Raw genomic sequence first — 25,288 nt, 5'->3', positions numbered from 1 at the left:
CAAATTATAAATTCAGATGAAATTAATATTAAAAATCACATTTTTAGCTTTCTTAGGAATGGGTATGAAAGCAAAAGCTCAAGGTGAATATTTTGTTATACAACCAACAAAAAAATAACAATAGTCCATGGTATGGTTTAGGGAGAAGTAATGTAACCATGCCAAATGCAAATTATGCGGCTGTTCAACTAGCAGGTTATTATGGATTGTTATTTAAAACGGCAGCAGGAGAATTTGTTTTACATCAAAATGGAAATGTAGGGGTTGGAACAACAGCGCCCAACGCAACTTTACAAATAGGAGATAGTAAACACACCGGAGGACCAGAAAAAGAAATAGAACAAAAAAGACTATCTATTGCTCCTGTTACACACAGTGGTTCCGATTGGTTTTTTACAACAAGAGATAATAGACCCTATGCAAATTTAGATATTGGCTATGGAAGTAATAAAACACTTACGCTCAGACATGATGGAAATATAGGAATTGGAAATAGAAGTCCAGAAGCTAAATTAGATATTTTAACAAGACCAAGTAGTTACGAATCATTCATTAAACTACAGACAAAAGATGCTCCTGATGATTTTTTTATGATAAATAACGCTACAGGTACAAATGGTCAATTTATACCCAATCTTATTGGTAGACATACATCTGATAATAGAGCGGCATTGTATTTGAGTGGATGGATAAAAGAAGGTAATGATCAAGGGGATAAGCCTATAATGACTTTTGATTCAAGAATTGAAGGAAAACCCGCTTTAAATAGACCTTTATTTGGTTGGGATTCTCATGGACAAAGGAGAATGACATTACTGGCAAATGGAAATTTAGGTATAGGCACTGCAAATACCAAGGGATTTAAGCTAGGAGTTAAAGGTAAAATAGTGGCAGAGGAGGTGAAAGTCGCAACTTTTTCAAACTGGTCCGACTTCGTTTTTTATGAAAATTATAACCTTCCAACTCTTACCGAAGTAGAAAACCATATTAAAGAAAAAGGGCATTTAAAAGATATCCCAAGTGCAGAAGAAGTAGCTAAAGACGGATTTTATTTAGGCGCAATGGATGCGAAATTATTACAAAAGATTGAAGAATTGACTTTGTATACGATTGGGCAACAAAAAGAAATTGAGCAATTGAAAAAAGAAAATATTGAAATAAAACAGCTAAATCAAAAACTTTTAGAAGTTTATAAGAGATTAGAAAAGTTAGAAAACCAATAGCGTTTAAACTTTATCCTTAGAAAATGAAAAACCTCATAGAATCTAAATTCGATGAGGTTTTTTATATCATGTCACTACTCACCAAGCAGTGATCTTTAATCTTACAAAGAATTATAAGTGAATTACCTCGTCATAAGCATCGGCCACAGCTTCCATAACCGCTTCACTCATCGTTGGGTGAGGGTGGATGGCCTTTAATACTTCATGACCCGTTGTTTCAAGTTTACGAGCAACCACTGCTTCCGCAATCATATCAGTAACACCAGCACCAATCATATGACAACCTAACCATTCACCATATTTAGCGTCGAAAATTACCTTTACAAAGCCATCATAAGCACCTGCCGCTTTCGCTTTACCAGAAGCAGAGAATGGAAATTTACCAACTTTAATATCATATCCTTGCTCTTTTGCTTTGTCTTCCGTTAAACCAACAGAAGCAATTTCAGGTGTTGCATAAGTACATCCAGGAATGTTTCCATAGTCAATAGTTTCTGTGTGTAAACCTGCAATTTTCTCAACGCAAGTAATACCTTCAGCAGAAGCAACGTGCGCTAATGCAGGACCAGGAGTAACATCACCAATAGCATAATATCCAGGAATGTTTGTTTGGTAGAAATCATTTACTAAAATCTTATCCTTATCAGTAATAATTCCAACATCTTCTAAACCTACATTTTCAATATTTGTTTTAATACCTACAGCCGATAAAACAATATCAGCTTCTAATACTTGCTCTCCTTTTTTCGTTTTAACAGTAGCCTTTACGCCATTGCCAGAAGTATCAATAGACTCTACGGAAGAGTTTGTCATTACTTTAATTCCAGCTTTTTTGAAAGAACGTTCCATTTGTTTAGATACATCTTTATCTTCAATAGGAACAATAGTTGGCATAAATTCAACTAGCGTTACTTGTGTTCCCATAGAATTGTAAAAATGAGCAAACTCAACACCAATAGCACCTGACCCAACAACAATCATCGACTTTGGTTGTTCAGGTAAGGTCATTGCTTCACGGTAACCAATTACTTTTTTACCATCTTGAGGTAAGTTTGGCAATTCACGAGAACGTGCACCTGTGGCAATTACAATATGATCAGCTGAATATTCGGTAACTTTACCATCTTCAGTAGCAGTAACATCAACTTTTTTACCTGGTTTTAGTTTTGCAACACCACTAATTACATCAATTTTATTTTTTTTCATTAAGAATTTAACCCCATTACTCATTCCATCAGCAACATTACGACTACGTTTTACCACCGCATCAAAATCCTTGTCAATAGCCTCAGCTTTTAAGCCGTAGTCATCAACATGCTTTAAATAATCATATACTTGTGCAGATTTTAATAAAGCTTTGGTAGGAATACATCCCCAGTTTAGGCAGATACCACCTAATTTTTCTCTTTCAACTATGGCCGTTTTAAATCCTAATTGTGATGCTCTAATGGCAGTTACGTAACCTCCAGGACCACTTCCAATTACTAGTACGTCGTATTTCATGTTTTAGTTGTTTACTTAATTTTATGGAAAGCATAGATTTTCTAACCGCTGCTTTACTTTTGATTCATCAATTTAATTTATTTCTGAGTCCAAGTTGATCTTTTCTTGACATTTCTATTATTTGCTATGCATGCATTATCTATATAATTCACGAACAATAAAGAAACATCGTAATTCATTAGTAAAACGAAAATTTTAAATGAACTTACTACATTCTATCAGGAACCTTAATTCCTAATAATTTGAATGCCAAATTTATGGTTTGTCCAACTTTATCGGATAGCTGAACTCTAAATATTTTTTTATCCTGATTTTCTTCTCCTAAAATTGATACATTTTGATATAGTGAATTGAATCCTTTTACCAAATCATAAGTATAGTTAGCAATCAAAGCAGGAGAGTACTGTTTTGCTGCTTGCCTAATAGTATCGGGGAAAAATTCAAGATGTTTAATTAATTCTTTTTCCTTTTCGTGTAATTTAATACCCACAATTTCTTTACTGTAATCAAACTCAGCTTTTCTCAAAATAGACTGAATTCTAGCATAGGTATATTGCACAAAAGGACCTGTGTTTCCTTGAAAATCAACAGAAGCTTTAGGGTCAAATAAAATTCTTTTTTTAGGGTCTACCTTTAAAATAAAATATTTTAGAGCCCCTAAGCCAATAGTTCTGTATAAAGATTCTTTTTCTTCTACAGAGTAGCCTTCTAGCTTACCAAGTTCTTGAGAAATTTCTTTAGCAGTATCGGCCATCTCATTCATTAAATCATCGGCATCTACTACGGTTCCTTCTCTTGATTTCATTTTTCCAGAAGGTAAATCAACCATTCCATAACTTAAATGATATAGTTGGTCAGACCAAGTATAACCTAATTTTTTAAGTATTAAAAATAATACTTTGAAGTGATAATCTTGTTCATTTCCAACGGTATATACCATACCATTTAAATCCGTAAAGTCTTTTGATCTTTGAATGGCAGTTCCAATATCTTGCGTCATATAAACGGCGGTACCATCAGAACGAAGTACTAGCTTTTCATCAAGTCCATCCGCTGTTAAGTCACACCAAACAGAACCATCTTCTTTTTTAAAGAAAACGTTCTCTTTAAGACCTTTCTCAATAACGTCTTTACCTAACAGATAAGTATTACTTTCGTAGTAAAGTTTATCAAAATCTACACCAATATTCTTGTAAGTAACATCGAAACCATTGTATACCCATCCATTCATCATTTCCCAAAGAGAAACCACTTCTTGGTCACCAGCTTCCCATTTTCTTAACATTTCTTGTGCTTCTAAAAATAGTGGAGCTTGTTTTTTAGCATCGTCTTCGGAAGTTCCTTTATCAACAAGTATAGTAACCTCTTTTTTATACTCTTGATCAAACTTTACGTAGTAATTACCAACAAGTTTATCTCCTTTTAAACCAGTTGACTCAGGTGTTTCGCCATTACCAAACGCTTTCCAGGCTAACATAGACTTACAAATATGGATACCCCGATCGTTGATAATTTGGGTTTTATATACCGTATGCCCAGCTGCTTTTAAAATTTCCGAAACAGCATACCCAAGTAGTACGTTTCTTACATGTCCTAAATGCAAAGGCTTATTGGTATTTGGAGAAGAGTATTCTACCATGCGGGCATCTAAACTATTGGCTTTTGCATATCCATAAGTTTTGTTTTTAGCAATGGTATTAAAAAAATTAATGTAAAAGCTATCGGCAATTACCAGGTTAAGAAACCCCTTTACCACGTTATAACTGGTAACCTCTTCAACATGTTCAACCAAATACGTTCCTATTTCTTCACCTATTTGAACCGGATTTCCTTTTTTATATCGCAATAGTGGAAAAATAACCACTGTAATATCACCTTCAAAATCTTTTCGAGTTGTTTGAAACTCTACCGAGGGGATTGCTACCTCATACAAGGCTAAAAAAACCTCTTTTACTTTAGTTGCTAATACGTTTTGAATATTCATTAACTATCATAAATTGAAGTGCAAAATTACGTAAATTATTTGGATGATATTTAAACTGATTCTAACATTTTTATAGGTACTTTTGTAGTCTAAAAGACAGGCATACTCAAACATAAAGGAAAAGAGGTAGATTGTAGGTTTTTTATGGGTAAAACGGTATTTGATGATTGATAAGGATCTAGAAAATTTAACACAATTAGCAAAAGAAGCTAAGCAAGAAAATATAAAGTATTTTAAAAGGTTAAAAAAAAGAACGCCTAAACGCTTGGATTTGGTGATGCAAGAAATTCACAATGATGAGTTTGAACGAACAGATTGCTTAACATGCGCTAATTGTTGCAAAACAACCAGTCCTATGTTTACCTATAAAGATATTGAGCGAATTGCGAAGCATTTAAAAATGAAAGTAGCGGACTTTACAGCACAATATTTAAAAATTGATGAAGACGATTTTCATGTTTTGAAAACAGCGCCATGCCCTTTTTTAGACGAAAATGATAACAGTTGTTTTATTTATGATGTGCGTCCAAAAGCATGTTCTGAATACCCACATACGAATAGAAAAAAGTTTATTCAATTAGCCAATATCACTGTTAAAAATACGGAGGTTTGTCCAGCGACTTATCGAATGATAGAGGAATTGAAAAAGCGCTTGCCACAATAGTAATTTTTTTAAATGCACTTACTAAGTTAAACTAAAAATGATTTTTAAAATCATTTCCCATTTGGTGTACTAACTTTCACCTTTACAAAAGCATTGTTACCTTTTTAAAAATTGAAGAAACTATCTACTTTAGATGCATCATTTTTTTACATAAATTATAATCAAATGTTCATTAAAAGTAGTTTTAGAGATTCTTTTGTTTATAAACTTTGTGCTTTTGTTACAATATTTTTCGGTTTTAAACGATATAACCTATTAATATTAAATTGATTATTAAGAGAGAAGTTTTATTTTAAGATTTCATTTTGGTATAGTTTATGTAAATTTGTCGGTGATTAAAGATTAATTTAGAATGATAAAGTTAGATAGTGTATTTCTGAAAGCTATTATTTTAGGTTTATTGGTAAGTAACGTTGCCTTTGCACAAAAAATAAATCAGCTTGATGAAAATGGAAAAAGAACGGGCGTATGGAAAAAGAAGTATAAAAATGGTAATATTCGATATAAAGGACAATTTGAAAATGGAAAAGAGGTAGGTGTTTTTAAATTTTATTCTATAAGATCAAAATCACAACCTACTATCGTTAAAGATTTTTCTGGAGCAGATGGTTTGGCAAATGTTAAATTTTACACACGTCATGGAAAACTGAAATCTGAAGGGAAAATGTTAGGTAAGAAAAGAGAAGGGAAGTGGCTTTATTATTTTTTAGATGGCCATGTGATGTCCGAAGAAAATTTTACTGACAATGAATACAATGGTGTTGTAAAAAATTATTACCCCAACGGAAGGCTAACGGAAGAAACCTATTATCAGCACGGATTGAAACATGGTACTTCTAAAATATATACAGAATCTGGAACACTTTTAGAGGCGTTGATTTATGATAATGGCAAACTTAATGGAGAAGCGAAATATTTTGATGTAAAAGGAGCTCTCAAGGAAAAAGGGATGTATAAAGATGGAAAGCGTGTTGGTAAATGGGAATTTTACATTGATGGTCAATTGGCAAAAAAGAAAAAAGAAAAACTATCAGAGTTTAAAAATTAAAAAAAGCCCCATTTATAGGGGCTTTTTTTATGATTTTGTAATAAATGAAAATAAAATATTAATTTATAGTAGTGAACTATCAATATTTTTTATTTTCTTTGGAATGTTTAGGTGACCTAATACAAAAAAATGTGTCATATAAACAGCAACGATTATTATAATAGTTGTTTTCCCAAATTTCCCTTTAAAAACATCTAAGGTTCTTTTTAGATCTTATGATGTTTTTTTCTTTATGGAGCACTTTCCGTGATGCACTTTATAATATCAGTCATATTGTTTTAAAACAATGCTTTACTCTTTTTTTAAAAATCACTTTACAGTACAAGTTGGGGCTATTGCTTTTATTTTTTGAAGTTTAAAGTGACCTAACCCAAAAAAATGTGTCAAATAAATAGCAACCATAAATAGTAGTTGTTATTATTAGTTTCCCTTAAAAAACATCTTAGATTCTTTTTAGATCTTATGATGTTTTTTTGTTTATGGAGCACTTTCCGTGATGCACTTTATAATATCAGTCATATTGTTTTAAAACAATGCTTTACTCTTTTTTTTAAAAATCACTTTACAGTACAAGTTGGGGCTATTGCTTTTATTTTTTGAAGTTTAAAGTGACCTAACCCAAAAAAATGTGTCAAATGAATAGCAACCATAAATAGTAGTTGTTATTATTAGTTTCCCTTCAAAAACATCTTAGATTCTGTTTAGGTCTTATGATGTTTTTTTGTTTATGGAGCACTTTCCGTGATATACTTCATAATATCAGTCATATTGTTTTAAAACTAAGCTTTACTCTTTTTTTAAAAATCACTTTACAGTATAAGTTGTTGCTATTGCTTTTATTTTTTGAAGTTTAAAGTGACCTAACCCAAAAAAATGTGTCAAATAAATAGCAACCATAAATAGTAGTTGTTATTATTAGTTTCCCTTAAAAAACATCTTAGATTCTTTTTAGATCTTATGATGTTTTTTTGTTTATGGAGCACTTTCCGTGATATACTTCATAATATCAGTCATATTGTTTTAAAACTAAGCTTTACTCTTTTTTTAAAATCACTTTACAGTATAAGTTGTGGCTATTGCTTTTATTTTTTGAAGTTAAAGTGACTTAACCCAAAAAAATGTGTCAAATAAATAGCAACCATAAATAATAGTTGTTTTCCCAAATTTCCCTTCAAAAACATCTTAGATTCTTTTTAGATCTTATGATGTTTTTTTTATGAAATACTTTAAAATATATTGTTTTCCTTCTTCTTAATTATACTCTAAATGATATTTCTCAGAATACGATAATTGGTACTATTTTATTTTCTAAGGCTATGGTTTTATGTAGTAGCTAGCAACGTTTTTTAGGATATTGTTTTTTTTTTATATTTTTTTGTGACCTACAAGAAAATTATGTGTCTTATCTGTAACAAGCATATATAATAATATGTTGTTTTCGCGAATAACCTTAATCCCTTAAAAGAAACACCTAAAGTTCCCTTCCATAAGTTCCAAAGGTGTTTTTTTATTTTAAAGTGTTTTTAGAATTAAATAAATAAAGAGAACTAAAATAGTTTTACATTTTTTATTTTTTTTGGTGACTTACTTAAAATTATGGTGTCAAAAAAATAACGGCTATAAAATATAGTTGTTTTCTCATAAAAACTTTTGTCCTTTAAAGCGAACACCCCGAGTACTCTATTAAGAATTCAGGGTGTTTTTTTATTCATATAAAGAGAGTATTTTATTAAGTGGTTTATGGGGTTGTATTACACTGGTTTAAATAGGTGGGTGGCGATTTTTTCACCTAGTTAATTTGGATAATAAATTTATTTTTTATATGTTTACAATCCTTGTATAAATTATTTATTCCCCAAAAAATGTTTTAGATTCATATATGAACTAAGGCATTTTTTTTGCATAAAAAAAAGATGCTAAATTACTATGTATTGAAAATGGAGTACCGTTGTTTTTAACGATTTCCAATTGTTAAGTAACATTAGTTGTTAAATAAATGGAGGTTTAAATTTAACGTGAAACCATAAACTTGAGTACAAAAAGAAGAAGTTATATTTATAAAATAATCATTATTTTATAAAAAACCACCTTATTAAAACATATAAAGTGGTTGTAACGTTGTTAAAAGTTCGTTTTCATTAGTGCAAAAAAGAACCTTTATAAAAATGTAATTTTTATCATCACGTTTGTTGCCTGTAAATTTAACTTGATTTTGTAAAGGCTACTTTTATTCCGAAGAGAATTAACGCTGCTCCAACAAACATTTCAATCTTTTTTTGATATCGTTGAAACTTATTTAAAATTACTGGATGCGAAAAGAAGTAAGCAACACTCGAGAACCAAATAAAATGTACAATAGAAATAATTGCCCCGTAAATAACTTGAATAAGTAAAGGGGTATCAACATTTACTATTTGCGTAAAAATACTTAAGAAAAAAATGGTTGCTTTAGGGTTTAAAGCATTGGTAATAAAACCATTTTTAAATGAATTGAACTTGCTTAACTCCTTGTTTTTTTGTTTGTTAATAGCTTCTTTATTGAAATTTGATTTAGAAATAATTGTTTTAAATCCAATAAATATCAAATAAGCTGCTCCAATGTACTTGATAATGGAAAAAAGAAAAATAGATTTCGATATTATAATAGCCAATCCAGCAATTGAATAGGCTACATGGAGCCATATAGCAAGACTTACTCCAATTGCAGAGTAGATTCCTGATGTTCTATTATACACAATGCTATTTCTTGTTACCATAAAAAAGTCAGGACCTGGACTAATGGCCATAAAAATAGAGATACTTATGATTGCTATAAATTCCGTAGATCCCGTAAAGATTGATAATTCCATAATTTGCTATTTTTTATGTTTTATTAATTATTGGGTTTGGCGTTTGGGTAGCTGTGGAAGGAGCTGCCAAAGATACTAAATAAAAAATGTAATGAACGTGGTTAAAATTACTTTTAATAACGCTCTATTTTGGGTAGAAGAATACACTTTTTTATAAGTGTTTTAAGATGAAAAAAAGTTGTACCTATAAGGCGATAATAATAAGTTCTGGTATGAAATAAATAGCGAGTATTTACTTTGTTATATGCAACTAAAAAGTTTGTAAAAACACGCTAACGTAAGCTTATGACACATGCTATCAAAATAAGTTTTTAAAACAATAATTTACAATTACGAATACGTGTTGTTATAATTATACCAAATAGGTGTAATTGATTAAAAGTTAGTTTAAAAGTACGCAGGAGTGTTTTAGGTAAATAGCTTCATATTAGCCTCTAGCAATTCTACTTGAGATTCGATTACTCTTTTTAGTAAATTTTTTACTAATAGACTTTCCTGTTGTTTTCGCATCTTTATTGAGGTCGTTTGTACAAGTTGATTTGTTATTTCAAATGATTTGCACATAGCACTGGTAACACTGTTATCGCCTTCAATACTCAAAAGATCTTCAATAGCTCTTTTGGCAAATTTGTTTAGTTCTATAACTTCTTTTGGAGACACTTTGGCATCAGCATAAATATCACTAATTATTTTTTCTAACTTTTGATCCATTTTTTATGTTCTATAGCGTTAGCACAAAATTAAATTGGAAAGGATTACTTAAAAACATAATTTTCTTTAATCATCGTAAATGAATGATCAAACGTGCATATTTTATTTTTAATTGATTTTATATAAATGATGGAATTGTAAAATAATTTACGCGTTATTTTTGTGTGCTTAATGCTTGTTTAAAAATACACCAGATTAGGTTTTAATAATTTTAGGTAATGAGTAGATTATGTTGGTCTAAATCTTTTTAAAAAAGCCATAATGATTGAAAAAATAAAATTTCGCTACGTGTAGTAAATATGCATGATACTACTTAGTAGTCGTTTTAACCTATTATTTTTTCTTATATACTTTTGTGTCGTTTTTTATTTAAACTTCCTTTAACTAATTGTCATTACGCTTAAGCTAAATGTCAATCAGCGGAGGGTGTTTAAAGCGTTAAATAATGAATGTCTAAAAGCATCACCTGGACCGTTATGAAGTCCTCCTAAACCTGATTTTTTAGCAAATCTTTCGGCTTTCCCTTTATTATCACTTTTTTGAAGCTGGTACATTTTATATAAATGCTTTGAAGCAACAGATTTTTCTGTTTTCTTCATTCCAACTCCATCCATTTTTTTATCAAGCTCTTTCGCAACATATGCAGTTGCATTTCTTTCCCTTCAACTTCAGTACCAAGACCTAATTTATTCTCTTGAAAAGCATAAGTAGAATTATAAACATAAGTAGTCGCTAATGGATCAATTGCAACAAACCTCCCAATCGAAGCATCATAATGCCTGTATTTATATTCAGATATATTCTTTCACAATATTGATACCATCCACATCACTAAAAAATATAAAAATAAATTATACGATAGATGATAAAAAATAGAATATACAAGTCCAAATTTCACTCTTACAAAAGTAAAAAATGAAGCATTAATTAAATGCATTCCAAATATAGTTACTGAACTATAATTTCTTGTTTGGTTTGTAAAGAAAACATGCCATAGTGCAAATAGTACTATACTTAAAGCAATCAATAATCCAATATATTTCTTAAAAAAATATTTTATTTTAGGTGTAAAAGTTTGCTTAAGTGTTTTTTTGAATAAAAAATAGATACAGTAAGTCAGAAAAAAAAGTAAAGAATAATATAGTAAATTACTGTAAATACTACCTGTAAAGGAAGCCTTTAAAAGATCTTGATTTAAAAATATAATATCAATTAAAAGTAATGAGAAAGAAAATAATATAAAGTCATAATTAAATTTCGTTATAAATAATCGATACTTTAACTCTTCTTTTATGGCTCCCAATAAATAAACCAATAAAACTACTACAATATTTTCCTTATTAATTGGCTCTTTAACCTTTGTGTCAATAATATAACTTTTTTCCAGAGGAAAACATTTATTTAAAAGGTATCCGATAAAAAAAACAATTATTATATTTAAAATAAATATAAAGAAGAGTTGATACTTATCGGTATCAACTCTTTTATCTTCATAAGAATAAATCTTTTTATATGAAACATTCATCTATTTAAACTGTATGTGTCTATGCTTTTCTCTTAAATAATTAGGGAAGTTATAAGGTAGATTTTGAGACTCTGGCACTTTCGCTTTTGTATATCTGTTTTTTACTTTATCTCCTAAAGTTTCGCCATTTCTAGGGTCTTCTACGGTCCCCGCAAATGGTATTATCCCAGTTACCTCATTTATTAAAGTTCTTAACCCGTAATTCGTAGCACCATCAATAGTTTTATCCCATTTGATTTTTTTAAACATTTTCTTTAATTCCCCGGTTTTTAAACCATAAAACTCCGCAATTTTTCCAAAAGTCTCTTCTAAGTTATTTGCATTAATCATATAATCATAATCCGACTTACTTAGAGGGATGTTCATCTTGATTTTAGCAAGTATCTTTTTTAACCTTGAATTAAAAGTACCCTTAAGCTTGGCATAATTCTCAATATTTCTTTGATTTTCAACTGCTTCTACAGCTAATTCAAAATATGTATCAATTGCTCCTATTATCTCATAAAGTTTATCGCCTTTTTTATATTCTTTTCCTTTTTCTTCCTGCCCTACAATAAAACCACCTCTATGATTTAAATATATATTAGGATCTCCATCATCTCTATAATCAGTAACTTTTCCCTTTTCATTTACAACAACTGATGCGTTATGTTCATAATCTGGAGTATAGGGAAGCTGTGAATACAATCCTGTTGGATCTCTAAAATAAATTGGATTATTATTAGAATAGTAATAGGGTGTTGTATTTCTATAATCATCAGCCAAAGCATCTATTCCGTTAAATCTACCTATTGCTGGTGCATATTGTCTCCAATCCATTTCTAATAGATTTAAATTTAAACTCTCCTCCAATTCTTGACCTACATACCCAAACTTCTGCGCGGTGCTGTTTCCAAGGGGTTTATAATTTCCGTTATATCCTTTGTGTTTAAGTCCAAAAGGATAGTAATTTACGCGTTTTTTTTCAGCGGTTGCCCTTTTTTCGCGCACACCTTACCACAACTTTTTTTAAAAAAGAACGTCCTACCTCATTAATCCCTGTAAATATATAAAATTAACAACTGCCACGCAGGTAAACCCCAGTTTTTTGTACGAATTAAAACCGAATTTAAAACAACAAAACCACAACATCTCTGCTGTGGCTTTATCTTTATTATTTTTAAATTTTAATTCTGTATTGCTTACTCATACTCGGCACGGACTACAAGTCCGCGCTAGCGGTGATATCTTTACTTTAATTTAAAATTTTCCAAAAACGCTTTTAATTAACCAAAAAAGCATACTCCTAAAAAACAACAAAACCACAACATCGCTGCTGTGGCTTTATCTTTATTATTTTTAAACTTTACTACTCGCCATTGCACCCGAACAGAGTGAATTGATGAACTCCGATTTTAAAAATAGAATTCTCGTGAATAAATGGCATTCATAGTACCGTTTTCTACTTAAATTTCCTTTAAATAATTGCCATTACGCTATCGCTAAATGTCAATTAGCAGGGAGATTACTAAAAATCTGTAGTTTCATCCTCTTTGATTTCCTCTCCTTTTTGAAGAAACAACCTCATTTCGTTTACAATAAATTCATTATTTACTTTCTCAACCATTAAGTTCATAAACTTTGAATCAGAAAAAAATAATGGTGATTCATTACTCTTTGAAAATAAATTATTCTTTGTTAAGTATTCAGATTTCTCAGCACTGATTTTCGTACTGCTATCATATATGAAAATAAATGTGTCCTTATATTTTATATAATCAGATAAAAAATCATCTTTGGATGGAAGTTTAGAATTCACTATCAAATTATAAGCATACGTACTATCATTATACTTTTTACTTTGACGTAAATGATAATATCGACCACTAAAATCTAATCTATTATTTTTTTCTACAATTTGTAATACTTTTTTTATTTCTAAACCTGAAAAATTATTTTCTGCAATATTTCTTACTTGACTTCTTGTTTTACATGAAAAACACATTAAAACAAACAAAAACGTGAAAATTATATTAAATCTTATATTCATTTTACTTTTACTTTTTTGATGGGACTGTCGTTACCTTTCCATTAGCACGATATTTTGTTCTATTAGAAGTTTTACCCCATACGTTAGATTTCTTTGCGCCAATTATATAATAAGGAATATCTACATTATTAATTTCTTTATTCATTTTTGCGATGTTTACATCATCCCCCGATGGATCAGGATCTCCAATACTACTTGATGATGGTGCACCAGGATGCCCAGGATGTGTATGAATTGAATAAATAGGTTTTCCCGTAAATGAACCGTCAGATGACGTAAAAGTAGATTTAATTTCCTGACTTGTACCCGAATTCATCTGTACGACTTCACCTGCTTGATTTCTATCGACACTATTATTGTCAAAAGGTCTTACTTCTAGATATTTATCGCCTTCATCATTTTTATAAACAACTGTAACTACTTCTTCATTAGTGCTCATTGAAATATCTACAACCAATTTCCCTCCATCACTAACATTACTTGTTTGGAAACCATTTTTCTTTATATTTTGTCCATCTTTTAGAAGCCCTTTATCTACATTTGAAGAAATGGTTGAACCGCTATCCTTGTCTACTAATGTATCAGTTTTATCATTAGTAACCTCTTGTAGGGTTATATTTCCAGTCGCTTTATCATATGCATATATATCTTCAGGTTTCATTCCATCTGGATCAATAAATCTTAAAGGATTATTAAACGCGTAATTGTAAGGCGAGTGTCTTCTCATTTCTTCTGCTAATGGATCAAGGTTCATCCATCTACCTAAACTAGCATCATAATTTCTAGCTCCGAAGTCCATCCACTCTAAACCTAACTCTTCGTTAAGTTCCATTCCATTATACCCAAACTTCTGCGCAGTAGAGTTTCCAAGGGATGAGACGTTGTTGTTGTAACCTTTATGTTTAAGTCCAAAGGGATAGTAATTTACGCGTTTTTTTTCAGCGGTTGCCCTTTTTTCGCGCACACCTTACCACAACTTTTTTTAAAAAAGAACGTCCTACTACATTAATCCCTGTAAATATATAAAATTAACAACTGCCACGCAGGTAAACCCCAGTTTTTTACTGCAAAGACAGATAAAAAGCCTCTGTGGTTTACCTGCTTCCTTTGCCTCGGTATGTAACATAAAATGGGTTATAATACTGCCATTTCATCCGTGCCCCACCAAAGCCGTAGTTATAACCTATTCTATGTTAAATACTCCCTTCACCCGAACTTCCAACGCTTTGATTAAACATTATCAATAAGTAAATCATTTTAAAACTTGTCGATTTTCCTCGCATCAACAGCCTCTAAATCGTCAAGCTTTAAAACGTTCCGCTAATGGTTTAAAAAGAGGTTGGCGGTGCGTGGGTTTTCAACCATTAGTGGAATGGCTTGTTTTAGAGGTTATAAAGCCTTTAGCCAAGCTTAGTGCAACGAGAACTAAGGGCGAAGCCTAAGCGAGCGCCGAGGGTGACGGGGATGCAGATTGGTGAGGAACGAGCCATGCAGAACCGCCACAAAGTTTTTTAATATCCTTATAAAATCAATTATAAATTCTTTTTAAAAAACTTGTAGCCCGAGGCATCAGCGGCGAGCCCTAATGAAGCAACGGTTATTTTTTTATGGCGGTATTTTTGTATAAAATAATGATCTTAAAAAAATAAGAGTAGTTGCGAGTGAACGTAATAGAAGTGGTGGCAAAAAGATTTTTAAGACAACTGTAGTTTACGGAAGATTGACTTAATAAATGTTTTTAATAGGCGGGATGAAGTGAACACCTTATAACCGTATTTTATTAGAGTGGAACGGAGATAAAAAACATTAAATTCCGAGCCTTAGCGAGACACTTGGTTAATTAATTGGATGGGAGTTGTTAACGATTTCGTGTAGGCTTTCTAAATCGTCTTGTACATACCTTTCTGTGGAACTTATATAACGATGTCCTGCTAATACTTGTACCTGCCTTAAATTATAGTGTTTTAACCAATTGGTTATTACAGAGGCTCGTATTTGATGTATGTTCTTTACTTTGTGATTCGTCTTTTTTAGCTTTTTTATAATGCCTTGTATAGTGTTTCCTAATCGTGCATTATTCGGGATAAATACTCGGTTACTTTCGATGCTTTTTCTTGTAATGATTTCTTCTCTAATTTCTTTGATGTATTCTAAAAACTCTATGACTTGCCACGGTTTTAACTCTAAGGTTCTGCCATTACTTCTTGTACCGCTTTTTATGTATATCTTTCCTTTGTAAAGCTGTAAATCTTCTAATTCTAAGTGTATTAATTCGGTTGTGTTTAAGCCTTGATACACTAATAAACCAACGATTATTTTATTGCGTTTTGCTGTTAATCTATGATAAGGGTCTTTTATGTTTTCAGTCTCGTAACTATAATATAAATCCTCTAATTCGTCAGCTTCTAAAGTATTGTAATTAACAACTCTTTTTACGCCTTTTATAGTGAGGCTTTCTATTGGATTGTCCGTTCTGTAATGTTCTGATAGTAGGTAGTTAAAGTGTATTTTTAAGCTTCCTATTTTATGTTTTACCGTTTTCTTGGTATTCTTTTTTTGTTGTAAATACTTAATGTATTTTAAGAAGGTTTTATAGTCTATACTTTCTGGACTTGTATGGTTTCGTTTACTCCACTCGATAAATCGAGATTTGGCAGTAATATAGCTTTTTATAGTAGATCTGCTATACTTTTGTTTTTCTAAATAGTCTTTATAATCCCTCATTTTCAATAGTTTTTAAAAGGTGAGTGTACAATTGAGTAGATTCTAGACTACTGTGTCCTAAAAAGGTTTTTATACTTTCTAGCTTTACATTTTGTTGCAGTAAATGAGTAGCAATAGAGTGGCGTAAACTATGTGGGGTTATGTGTTTTTCTGTAATGGTTTTATTTTCACTTGCTTTTATAATGGCTTGTAAACGATTAGAGAAGCTTGTTCCTTGCATTCGCGTACCAAACTTATTTATAAATAAAGCTTCATGTACATGACTATCTTTAAACTGCGGACGAGCTTCGTAGATATAGTCTTCTAATATTTCTGCATTCTTTCGATTAATAGGAACAAAACGTTCTTTATAGTTTTTACCTTTTCTAACAAAAATGCGTTCTTTATCAAAATAAATATCGCTAGTATCTAAGTACACAGCCTCATTTCTTCGCAGTCCACAACTGTATAAAACTACTAACATGGCTTTATCCCGCATACGTATCTTCGCTGTATCATGACTATAACTTGTGGCTGTAAATAATTCTTTGATTTCAGATTGTGTAAGTATGTTTAGTTTTTCTTCCGTAGGCTCTTGTTCTGATTTTAGATGTATGTTAATGCCTTTGTGATTGTGGTTTTGTAAATATTCTTTAAACTTCTTTAAGGCTTGTTGATGTTTGTTTAAATAACTTTTACTTAATGCTCCGTTTCTTCTCTCGTTACCTCTTTCTTGTAGGTGTCTGTAATATTCCTTTACCGTTTTAGTAGTAATTTGATTGATGGTTTTAATTCGATTTTGCTCCAGATAATAAAAGAACTCTTGTAAATGATTGGGTAAATAATACACCGTGCTTTCTGCATAACCCAATATATCTAACCATTCTTTGTAATTGGCAACTAGTGTTCTATAGATTTCGTTTTCTAGTTTTAATTTTTTCATCGCTTGACCTTTTTTGGAGTTTTGCGGTTAACTCTTAATAAATGTTTTATTATAAGCACTTTAACTTAACCGTTTTGTAAGTGGATAAGTAGTGGTTAAGTGGGTAAGTTGATGCCTTGCAAACACTCTTTTAAAGCTTTGTTTATCTGCTCTTTAAGTGATGTGTATTCGTTTACATCTATAATCTCATAGTAATAGGTTTGTCCTTTCTTTCCTTTAACTTTTTTAATATAACCCTCTAGTAATAGTTGTTTGTGATAACGTTGTAATGTGGTTTGTTTTACTCTTAAATTCCTTCTGATTTCTGTATTAGTAAACTGTGTTTGCTCTTTTTCTTGTAAGTACTTTTTTAAGTTCTCTAAATGGTTTCTGCAAGCACCTGTAATAGTATCACTTTTTCTAAGTAGTACTTCTGTTATCAACTCATTAGCTTCTTCTATATCTTCGATGGTAGTTTCTATAAACTCTTCGCCTGTTTCTTTATCGTATTGCTTTTCTCGTTGGTGTTGTTTGTAAAAGGTAATGGCTTCTATAAATTGTAAATAATGTGAGTTTGTACGTCTTGGTTTAAAAACGGATTGTGGTAATTCCAAGTACATAGCAAAAGGATTAATCACACGTATTGGTTGTAATACTCGTTGTACATTTTTTAGAAGCTCCGAAGCTAAATATTCTTCTTCCTCGTTTACCTGTCCCGCCGATACGGCGCGTTGGTAATTCATAATACGTTTGTCTTGCTCTTCGCTTTCATCAATGTATAGTAAAAAACTACGATTGCTATTATCTTCGTAAATGCTTTCTTGCGTGGTACAACCTGCAACAGATACAGGACCTTCAACCGTTAAGTGTATAGTTTTGGTAGTTCCTTTGCTGTCTTTATGAACTACCGTTTTTGTAATTCGTTTTTTACTTTGTAATTCTCGAAGTGGATAGAGTACAGACTCTGCGCCGTCTAAATCTTCTATTAATATTAATTTGTGTTGTAATTCTGTACGATTGAAGTAATAAAAAGCATTGGCAGATAATACCGTTATCTCTACTTTGTCTTCTTCGGGTATTAGCTCTGCAACCTTACTTTGTAAGTGGGTTTTTCCTGCTCCCGAACTCCCTAAACTAATACAGTGTAACGGATTGTTAGTTTTTCTACTGGTAAAAATGAGATACATCAGCAAGCGGTTAATGTCTTCCCCTATAACACCACTTTTGCCGATGTACTCATTTGTCCTTGTTAGCAACTTTCCCTTTTTTAAAAAGTCGATAGCTTCTTTCTCTTCACTAGCGTTTAATTGTTTATAGACAGGCATTGCCTGTTCTTCTTCATTTTTAAGTAGTAAAAAACGGTAAGCCTCTAATTCTTTGGTAAGTTCTTGTAATGTTTTTCTAACAATACTTGTTCCTATTTCTAATCGTTCTGCTACTTTTCTAACAAACTTTTCTACCTGATTGTCATTATATAAGTCTATGTTATGACGTAATATTTTTTCTGATTTCAGCTTTTGTATAGATACGGTTACTCGTAAACTCTCTAGTTTATTGGTTTTTATACCTCCTAAAATGTGGATTTCTAAGTGTTTTGTGGTGTACTGGTAGTTGTTGGAGTTGGAAGTATCTAACGAAGTCATAGAAAATAATTTTATACAAAATGTCGATAATTCTATTTTTTGTATTGTTTACTCTGCAATATTAGATATTACTATTGATAAAAACAAGACAATACTATCTTTATTTGATTATATTTGCCTAAAACGTATAGTTTTATACGGTTTATAGTATAATAAGTAGACTATTCTATGACTTTAGGACAGAAAATTACCAAGATTAGAAAAGAGAAGAAGTTATCTCAAATTGATGTTGCCAAGTTCGTTGGTGTTTCTCGTGATGCAATTTCTAAGTATGAAAGGGATGATATAATTCCATCTGTTGAAAATGCTAAAAAAATAGCACAAGTATTAAATGTTTCTTTGGATTATTTGGTATCAGAAGATGGTAATTTAGAGGTAGTAGATGTTACTATGGTTAATCGCATGAAAGAAATACAAAGACTTAACAACGATGATAAAAGTACAATAGTTAAAATTATTGATGCCTTTATTAGAGATACTAAAACCAAAAAAGCCTACTCCTAAAAAACAACAAAACCACAACATTTCTGCTGTGGCTTTATCTTTAATTATTTTTAAACTTTACTACCCGCCATTGCAAATGGTTTTTATAGTACCGTTTTTTATTTAAATTTCCTTTAACTAATTGCCATTACGCTGACCACTAAATTTCAATTTGCGGGGCTTTAGGAGGAATATTTTTAATATTTTCAAAATGTTTTACATCTTTATAAATAACCTGTTGTAAATTACCTCTTTCGTAAAGTTCTGATAATACTAATTTAGTATTATAAAAATAGTTCCAAATTCCAACTTTTAAATCATCTCGAAAATAACCATCTATCTCCAATTTTCCATTATCATAATATTTCGCATCACCGTTAAGTTTATCATTAAGATAGTTTTCCTCACTTAAAACTAACCCTTTATCATAGGTTATTGCTTTCCCATTTTTAAAACCACCTTTTAAATTAAATTCTGCATATATTTCTCCATTATCTTTAAAGAAATATGATTTACCTTCGGTATTTCCCGCAGTCACCCAAGATACATCTTTCAACTTACCATTCTTGTGAGTGCTTTTTAAAACATCAATCTTATGCTCATCATTATCTTGATTAGGAGTACACGATTTTAATAAAAAGCATACAACTAAAAGACTAAAAAAAGTTTTATTTATTTTCATTTTTCTTGGTTTTCTCTTTTTCTTTATCTGAATGTTTCTTAAACAATGAACCTAACTCTTTAACGAAGTTCTCATAAGACACACTTTTTCCATTAACAAAGAACTTATGCTCTTCCTTAGTTTCTTCATCACTATTAAGTAACTCCGTTAAATCTAAAGTAAATTGGAATGCCTCACTAGTTCCTTTATTTTTGGCTGTATCCTTGTAACCACCACTTAAAAATTTATCTATGAGAGAATCAAATTTCTTACTTCTTTCCTCTACATGTAGAAAACTTTCATGGGCAATGGTTTCTAGAGCTTCATCGTCTTTTTCTCCTGGACCAATTAAAACTAAGAACGACAATCTACTAGTCATATTTTTAGATAGTGGCATCCTAGTGGATCTTCCAGTTTTAGAGACAGAGTAAGGAATAGTCATCCCTCCTTTATTTGTACCCCATTGACTTTTCTTAGATTGATACCAAATAGTATGTCTTGAATATTTGCCATCTTTCTCAACTTTAAAACCAAGAACATCCTGACCAGCACTTCCATATAACATCAAAAACCTTTGACCTTCTTTAGTTCCTAGAAACTTCTTAAATGCTACTTTATGGTTTTCATTAAGTCCTGAAATATCAATATATCTACCATCAGGGTCTTTGAATAAGATAGGGTTATTTGCTGTATAATTATATGGAGACAAATTATAGTATTTGTTAGCTAAAGGGTCAAGGTTCATCCATCTACCTAAAGCAGCATCATAATTTCTAGCACCGAAGTCGTACCATTGTATACCAAGCTCTTCATTAAGCTCTTTTCCATTATACCCAAACTTCTGCGCGGTGCTATTTCCAAGGGATGAGATGTTGTTATTATACCCTTTGTGTTTAAGTCCAAAGGGATAGTAATTTACGCGTTTTTTTTCAGCGGTTGCCCTTTTTTCGCGCACACCTTACCACAACTTTTTTTAAAAAAGAACGTCCTACTACATTAATCCCTGTAAATATATAAAATTAACAACTGCCACGCAGGTAAACCCCAGTTTTTTACTGCAAAGACAGATAAAAAGCCTCTGTGGTTTACCTGCTTCCTTTGCCTCGGTACGTAACATAAAATGGGTTATAATACTGCCATTTCATCCGTGCCCCACCAAAGCCGTAGTTATAACCTATTCTATGTTAAATACTCCCTTCACCCGAACTTCCAACGCTTTGATTAAACATTATCAATAAGTAAATCATTTTAAAACTTGTCGATTTTCCTCGCATCAACAGCCTCTAAATCGTCAAGCTTTAAAACGTTCCGCTAATGGTTTAAAAAGAGGTTGGCGGTGCGTGGGTTTTCAACCATTAGTGGAATGGCTTGTTTTAGAGGTTATAAAGCCTTTAGCCAAGCTTAGTGCAACGAGAACTAAGGGCGAAGCCTAAGCGAGCGCCGAGGGTGACGGGGATGCAGATTGGTGAGGAACGAGCCATGCAGAACCGCCACAAAGTTTTTTAATATCCTTATAAAATCAATTATAAATTCTTTTTAAAAAACTTGTAGCCCGAGGCATCAGCGGCGAGCCCTAATGAAGCAACGGTTATTTTTTTATGGCGGTATTTTTGTATAAAATAATGATCTTAAAAAAATAAGAGTAGTTGCGAGTGAACGTAATAGAAGTGGTGGCAAAAAGATTTTTAAGACAACTGTAGTTTACGGAAGATTGACTTAATAAATGTTTTTAATAGGCGGGATGAAGTGAACACCTTATAACCGTATTTTATTAGAGTGGAACGGAGATAAAAAACATTAAATTCCGAGCCTTAGCGAGACACTTGGTTAATTAATTGGATGGGAGTTGTTAACGATTTCGTGTAGGCTTTCTAAATCGTCTTGTACATACCTTTCTGTGGAACTTATATAACGATGTCCTGCTAATACTTGTACCTGCCTTAAATTATAGTGTTTTAACCAATTGGTTATTACAGAGGCTCGTATTTGATGTATGTTCTTTACTTTGTGATTCGTCTTTTTTAGCTTTTTTATAATGCCTTGTATAGTGTTTCCTAATCGTGCATTATTCGGGATAAATACTCGGTTACTTTCGATGCTTTTTCTTGTAATGATTTCTTCTCTAATTTCTTTGATGTATTCTAAAAACTCTATGACTTGCCACGGTTTTAACTCTAAGGTTCTGCCATTACTTCTTGTACCGCTTTTTATGTATATCTTTCCTTTGTAAAGCTGTAAATCTTCTAATTCTAAGTGTATTAATTCGGTTGTGTTTAAGCCTTGATACACTAATAAACCAACGATTATTTTATTGCGTTTTGCTGTTAATCTATGATAAGGGTCTTTTATGTTTTCAGTCTCGTAACTATAATATAAATCCTCTAATTCGTCAGCTTCTAAAGTATTGTAATTAACAACTCTTTTTACGCCTTTTATAGTGAGGCTTTCTATTGGATTGTCCGTTCTGTAATGTTCTGATAGTAGGTAGTTAAAGTGTATTTTTAAGCTTCCTATTTTATGTTTTACCGTTTTCTTGGTATTCTTTTTTTGTTGTAAATACTTAATGTATTTTAAGAAGGTTTTATAGTCTATACTTTCTGGACTTGTATGGTTTCGTTTACTCCACTCGATAAATCGAGATTTGGCAGTAATATAGCTTTTTATAGTAGATCTGCTATACTTTTGTTTTTCTAAATAGTCTTTATAATCCCTCATTTTCAATAGTTTTTAAAAGGTGAGTGTACAATTGAGTAGATTCTAGACTACTGTGTCCTAAAAAGGTTTTTATACTTTCTAGCTTTACATTTTGTTGCAGTAAATGAGTAGCAATAGAGTGGCGTAAACTATGTGGGGTTATGTGTTTTTCTGTAATGGTTTTATTTTCACTTGCTTTTATAATGGCTTGTAAACGATTAGAGAAGCTTGTTCCTTGCATTCGCGTACCAAACTTATTTATAAATAAAGCTTCATGTACATGACTATCTTTAAACTGCGGACGAGCTTCGTAGATATAGTCTTCTAATATTTCTGCATTCTTTCGATTAATAGGAACAAAACGTTCTTTATAGTTTTTACCTTTTCTAACAAAAATGCGTTCTTTATCAAAATAAATATCGCTAGTATCTAAGTACACAGCCTCATTTCTTCGCAGTCCACAACTGTATAAAACTACTAACATGGCTTTATCCCGCATACGTATCTTCGCTGTATCATGACTATAACTTGTGGCTGTAAATAATTCTTTGATTTCAGATTGTGTAAGTATGTTTAGTTTTTCTTCCGTAGGCTCTTGTTCTGATTTTAGATGTATGTTAATGCCTTTGTGATTGTGGTTTTGTAAATATTCTTTAAACTTCTTTAAGGCTTGTTGATGTTTGTTTAAATAACTTTTACTTAATGCTCCGTTTCTTCTCTCGTTACCTCTTTCTTGTAGGTGTCTGTAATATTCCTTTACCGTTTTAGTAGTAATTTGATTGATGGTTTTAATTCGATTTTGCTCCAGATAATAAAAGAACTCTTGTAAATGATTGGGTAAATAATACACCGTGCTTTCTGCATAACCCAATATATCTAACCATTCTTTGTAATTGGCAACTAGTGTTCTATAGATTTCGTTTTCTAGTTTTAATTTTTTCATCGCTTGACCTTTTTTGGAGTTTTGCGGTTAACTCTTAATAAATGTTTTATTATAAGCACTTTAACTTAACCGTTTTGTAAGTGGATAAGTAGTGGTTAAGTGGGTAAGTTGATGCCTTGCAAACACTCTTTTAAAGCTTTGTTTATCTGCTCTTTAAGTGATGTGTATTCGTTTACATCTATAATCTCATAGTAATAGGTTTGTCCTTTCTTTCCTTTAACTTTTTTAATATAACCCTCTAGTAATAGTTGTTTGTGATAACGTTGTAATGTGGTTTGTTTTACTCTTAAATTCCTTCTGATTTCTGTATTAGTAAACTGTGTTTGCTCTTTTTCTTGTAAGTACTTTTTTAAGTTCTCTAAATGGTTTCTGCAAGCACCTGTAATAGTATCACTTTTTCTAAGTAGTACTTCTGTTATCAACTCATTAGCTTCTTCTATATCTTCGATGGTAGTTTCTATAAACTCTTCGCCTGTTTCTTTATCGTATTGCTTTTCTCGTTGGTGTTGTTTGTAAAAGGTAATGGCTTCTATAAATTGTAAATAATGTGAGTTTGTACGTCTTGGTTTAAAAACGGATTGTGGTAATTCCAAGTACATAGCAAAAGGATTAATCACACGTATTGGTTGTAATACTCGTTGTACATTTTTTAGAAGCTCCGAAGCTAAATATTCTTCTTCCTCGTTTACCTGTCCCGCCGATACGGCGCGTTGGTAATTCATAATACGTTTGTCTTGCTCTTCGCTTTCATCAATGTATAGTAAAAAACTACGATTGCTATTATCTTCGTAAATGCTTTCTTGCGTGGTACAACCTGCAACAGATACAGGACCTTCAACCGTTAAGTGTATAGTTTTGGTAGTTCCTTTGCTGTCTTTATGAACTACCGTTTTTGTAATTCGTTTTTTACTTTGTAATTCTCGAAGTGGATAGAGTACAGACTCTGCGCCGTCTAAATCTTCTATTAATATTAATTTGTGTTGTAATTCTGTACGATTGAAGTAATAAAAAGCATTGGCAGATAATACCGTTATCTCTACTTTGTCTTCTTCGGGTATTAGCTCTGCAACCTTACTTTGTAAGTGGGTTTTTCCTGCTCCCGAACTCCCTAAACTAATACAGTGTAACGGATTGTTAGTTTTTCTACTGGTAAAAATGAGATACATCAGCAAGCGGTTAATGTCTTCCCCTATAACACCACTTTTGCCGATGTACTCATTTGTCCTTGTTAGCAACTTTCCCTTTTTTAAAAAGTCGATAGCTTCTTTCTCTTCACTAGCGTTTAATTGTTTATAGACAGGCATTGCCTGTTCTTCTTCATTTTTAAGTAGTAAAAAACGGTAAGCCTCTAATTCTTTGGTAAGTTCTTGTAATGTTTTTCTAACAATACTTGTTCCTATTTCTAATCGTTCTGCTACTTTTCTAACAAACTTTTCTACCTGATTGTCATTATATAAGTCTATGTTATGACGTAATATTTTTTCTGATTTCAGCTTTTGTATAGATACGGTTACTCGTAAACTCTCTAGTTTATTGGTTTTTATACCTCCTAAAATGTGGATTTCTAAGTGTTTTGTGGTGTACTGGTAGTTGTTGGAGTTGGAAGTATCTAACGAAGTCATAGAAAATAATTTTATACAAAATGTCGATAATTCTATTTTTTGTATTGTTTACTCTGCAATATTAGATATTACTATTGATAA

20 protein-coding genes are annotated in these 25,288 nt (G+C 31.5%); 4 read left to right on the top strand and 16 right to left on the bottom strand.

Annotated features, from left to right (window positions below):
• Positions 1–83 precede the first annotated feature (83 nt).
• Positions 84–1,223, top strand: a complete 1,140-nt coding sequence (locus tag AC2GW8_RS02960) for a hypothetical protein (protein ID WP_440881304.1) — start codon at positions 84–86, stop codon at positions 1,221–1,223.
• 111 nt (positions 1,224–1,334) lie between these two features.
• Here the strand turns inward: AC2GW8_RS02960 and lpdA are convergent, their stop codons facing one another.
• Together lpdA and argS are read right to left on the bottom strand one after the other, a co-directional pair.
• Entirely contained in the window at positions 1,335–2,726 is a 1,392-nt protein-coding gene (lpdA, locus tag AC2GW8_RS02955; RefSeq protein ID WP_440881303.1) for a dihydrolipoyl dehydrogenase, read from the bottom strand.
• 208 nt (positions 2,727–2,934) lie between these two features.
• Positions 2,935–4,710, bottom strand: a complete 1,776-nt coding sequence (gene argS, locus AC2GW8_RS02950) for an arginine--tRNA ligase (RefSeq protein ID WP_440881302.1) — start codon at positions 4,708–4,710, stop codon at positions 2,935–2,937.
• A 166-nt stretch (positions 4,711–4,876) separates the two neighbouring features.
• Between argS and AC2GW8_RS02945 the strand changes: the two genes are divergently transcribed.
• Complete coding sequence (locus AC2GW8_RS02945; RefSeq protein WP_440882177.1) at positions 4,877–5,374, top strand: YkgJ family cysteine cluster protein; 498 nt, start codon at positions 4,877–4,879, stop codon at positions 5,372–5,374.
• A 352-nt stretch (positions 5,375–5,726) separates the two neighbouring features.
• Positions 5,727–6,422, top strand: a complete 696-nt coding sequence (locus tag AC2GW8_RS02940) for a toxin-antitoxin system YwqK family antitoxin (RefSeq protein ID WP_440881301.1) — start codon at positions 5,727–5,729, stop codon at positions 6,420–6,422.
• Between the two features lie 2,201 nt (positions 6,423–8,623).
• On the opposite strand, the gene AC2GW8_RS02935 is transcribed toward AC2GW8_RS02940, so the two are convergent.
• The 9 genes from AC2GW8_RS02935 to AC2GW8_RS02895 form a co-directional block, all read right to left on the bottom strand.
• Positions 8,624–9,271 (bottom strand): LysE family translocator, encoded by a 648-nt coding sequence (locus AC2GW8_RS02935; RefSeq protein WP_440881300.1) that lies wholly within the window; start codon positions 9,269–9,271, stop codon positions 8,624–8,626.
• Positions 9,272–9,679: 408 nt separating this feature from the next.
• Positions 9,680–9,982, bottom strand: coding sequence for a hypothetical protein (locus tag AC2GW8_RS02930; protein ID WP_440881299.1), 303 nt, complete (start codon positions 9,980–9,982; stop codon positions 9,680–9,682).
• Positions 9,983–10,398: 416 nt separating this feature from the next.
• Positions 10,399–10,596, bottom strand: coding sequence for a hypothetical protein (locus AC2GW8_RS02925; protein ID WP_440881298.1), 198 nt, complete (start codon positions 10,594–10,596; stop codon positions 10,399–10,401).
• A 911-nt stretch (positions 10,597–11,507) separates the two neighbouring features.
• Complete coding sequence (locus AC2GW8_RS02920; RefSeq protein ID WP_440881297.1) at positions 11,508–12,497, bottom strand: RHS repeat-associated core domain-containing protein; 990 nt, start codon at positions 12,495–12,497, stop codon at positions 11,508–11,510.
• A 517-nt stretch (positions 12,498–13,014) separates the two neighbouring features.
• Positions 13,015–13,536 (bottom strand): hypothetical protein, encoded by a 522-nt coding sequence (locus tag AC2GW8_RS02915; RefSeq protein WP_440881296.1) that lies wholly within the window; start codon positions 13,534–13,536, stop codon positions 13,015–13,017.
• Positions 13,537–13,543: 7 nt separating this feature from the next.
• Positions 13,544–14,500, bottom strand: coding sequence for an RHS repeat-associated core domain-containing protein (locus AC2GW8_RS02910; protein WP_440881295.1), 957 nt, complete (start codon positions 14,498–14,500; stop codon positions 13,544–13,546).
• 872 nt (positions 14,501–15,372) lie between these two features.
• Positions 15,373–16,260 (bottom strand): tyrosine-type recombinase/integrase, encoded by an 888-nt coding sequence (locus AC2GW8_RS02905; protein ID WP_440881293.1) that lies wholly within the window; start codon positions 16,258–16,260, stop codon positions 15,373–15,375.
• A complete protein-coding gene (locus tag AC2GW8_RS02900; RefSeq protein WP_440881292.1) occupies positions 16,247–17,182 on the bottom strand; it encodes a tyrosine-type recombinase/integrase in 936 nt (311 codons plus the stop codon). The genes AC2GW8_RS02905 and AC2GW8_RS02900 overlap by 14 nt, the downstream gene beginning before the upstream one ends.
• Positions 17,183–17,277: 95 nt before the next feature.
• The gene (locus tag AC2GW8_RS02895) at positions 17,278–18,804 is read right to left on the bottom strand and encodes an MTBMA_p00010-related P-loop-containing protein (RefSeq protein WP_440881291.1); all 1,527 of its coding nucleotides are present in this window, start codon (positions 18,802–18,804) and stop codon (positions 17,278–17,280) included.
• 168 nt (positions 18,805–18,972) lie between these two features.
• Here AC2GW8_RS02895 and AC2GW8_RS02890 point away from each other — a divergent pair, with 168 nt between their 5' ends.
• Positions 18,973–19,308 (top strand): helix-turn-helix domain-containing protein, encoded by a 336-nt coding sequence (locus tag AC2GW8_RS02890; RefSeq protein ID WP_440881290.1) that lies wholly within the window; start codon positions 18,973–18,975, stop codon positions 19,306–19,308.
• Positions 19,309–19,447: 139 nt separating this feature from the next.
• On the opposite strand, the gene AC2GW8_RS02885 is transcribed toward AC2GW8_RS02890, so the two are convergent.
• The 5 genes from AC2GW8_RS02885 to AC2GW8_RS02865 all read right to left on the bottom strand — a co-directional run bounded on the left by AC2GW8_RS02885 (position 19,448) and on the right by AC2GW8_RS02865 (position 25,207).
• Positions 19,448–19,969: a toxin-antitoxin system YwqK family antitoxin gene (locus tag AC2GW8_RS02885; protein ID WP_440881289.1), complete on the bottom strand. Its 522-nt coding sequence runs from the start codon at positions 19,967–19,969 to the stop codon at positions 19,448–19,450.
• Positions 19,956–20,903, bottom strand: a complete 948-nt coding sequence (locus AC2GW8_RS02880; protein WP_440881294.1) for an RHS repeat domain-containing protein — start codon at positions 20,901–20,903, stop codon at positions 19,956–19,958. The genes AC2GW8_RS02885 and AC2GW8_RS02880 overlap by 14 nt, the downstream gene beginning before the upstream one ends.
• Before the next feature lie 872 nt (positions 20,904–21,775).
• Positions 21,776–22,663 (bottom strand): tyrosine-type recombinase/integrase, encoded by an 888-nt coding sequence (locus AC2GW8_RS02875; protein ID WP_440881293.1) that lies wholly within the window; start codon positions 22,661–22,663, stop codon positions 21,776–21,778.
• Positions 22,650–23,585, bottom strand: a complete 936-nt coding sequence (locus tag AC2GW8_RS02870) for a tyrosine-type recombinase/integrase (protein WP_440881292.1) — start codon at positions 23,583–23,585, stop codon at positions 22,650–22,652. The genes AC2GW8_RS02875 and AC2GW8_RS02870 overlap by 14 nt, the downstream gene beginning before the upstream one ends.
• A gap of 95 nt (positions 23,586–23,680) precedes the next feature.
• Positions 23,681–25,207, bottom strand: a complete 1,527-nt coding sequence (locus AC2GW8_RS02865; RefSeq protein ID WP_440881291.1) for an MTBMA_p00010-related P-loop-containing protein — start codon at positions 25,205–25,207, stop codon at positions 23,681–23,683.
• Positions 25,208–25,288 lie beyond the last annotated feature (81 nt).

This window comes from Tenacibaculum profundi (assembly GCF_057162725.1).
Note: the sequence above shows the minus strand (reverse complement) of the source record. Positions and strands in the feature narration are given on the sequence as shown.